The sequence below is a fragment of the Amycolatopsis rhizosphaerae genome, assembly GCF_007713715.1.
GTDB classification, from domain to species: domain Bacteria; phylum Actinomycetota; class Actinomycetes; order Mycobacteriales; family Pseudonocardiaceae; genus Amycolatopsis_E; species Amycolatopsis_E rhizosphaerae.
The window spans coordinates 1-1069 of record NZ_VJWX01000886.1; the positions used below are offsets into that span (position 1 = coordinate 1).

At 69.7% G+C, this 1069-nt stretch carries 1 pseudogene; it reads left to right on the forward strand.

Annotated elements, in window-relative coordinates:
- Window positions 1–838 (forward strand): annotated as a pseudogene (locus FNH05_RS38725) (helix-turn-helix domain-containing protein); the annotation flags it as partial.
- Window positions 839–1069 lie beyond the last annotated feature (231 nt).

Here is a 1069-nt window from a genome sequence, read left to right on the forward strand (position 1 = left end):
GATCGAGGGAGCGCTGACCGGGGCGGTGGTCGGCCTGGCCTTCGGCCTGGTCTACGGGATCATGATCGTCTACGGCGGGATGGAGTTCGAACCCTCCCGGGTCCGGATGCGGTGGTTCGGCCGGGCCGGGCGGACGGGACTCGCGCGCCGGTTCACCGCCCGGTTCGGCGCCGGGCTGCTGGGCGGCTTCCTGGTGGGCCTCGGCTTCGGCCCGATGAGCACGCTGGTGCGGGGACTGCTGTACGGCTTCCCGGCGGAGACCGGCCTGGTACTCCAGGTCACGCTGGTGAACATGTTCCTCTTCGGGCTGGTCTACGGGCTCGCGGCCGGGGTGGTGTTCGGGCTGATGGCCGTGCTGGAGGCGCCGATGGATCTCAGCTCCGCGGCCAACCCGCCGGGACTGCTGGCGGCGAACCGCGCGACCGTGGGGCGCCAGGTGCTGATGCTGATACCGGTGATCACCGTCGGGATCGCCGTCGGCGGCCGTCTCGTGATCGACCTCTTCCAGGGCGTACTGGGCCCGCTGGTCTGGACGATGGAGGGCGGGCTGCTGACCGGGGCGATCAGCGGGCTCGGCGGCGGCCTGTCCTACGCCCTCGCCTTCACCGCCTGGGGGCAGTGGGTGCTGTCCCGTTTCTGGCTGCCGCTGACCGGGCGGCTGCCGTGGGCGATGGCCGCCTTCCTCGACGACGCCTACCGGCGGGGGGTGCTGCGCCAGGCCGGTGCGGTGTACCAGTTCCGGCACGCCCGGCTGCGCGACCGCCTGAGCGGGAAAGCGCCTTCCGGAGCACCGGGTCCGGACCCGGTGGACACCGGCGCAAAAGTGCCGCGACCTTAATCGGATCGAGACCGCGCGAAGACGGATTCTGTCACACTGCAATCTCGCAAAAACGTACTCGGTGGACAATTCACGGAAAGGTCGCGCTGGTGGAAGGATTTGACCTGAAACAGGTCACCAAGCTGGAGTGGATGGGGATCGGGGGCGGGCTTGTGGCCTTCGTCGCGAGTTTCCTGCCCTGGTACTCCTTCAGCGCCGGAATGCTCAGCGGCAGCCTGAGCGCCTGGAGCG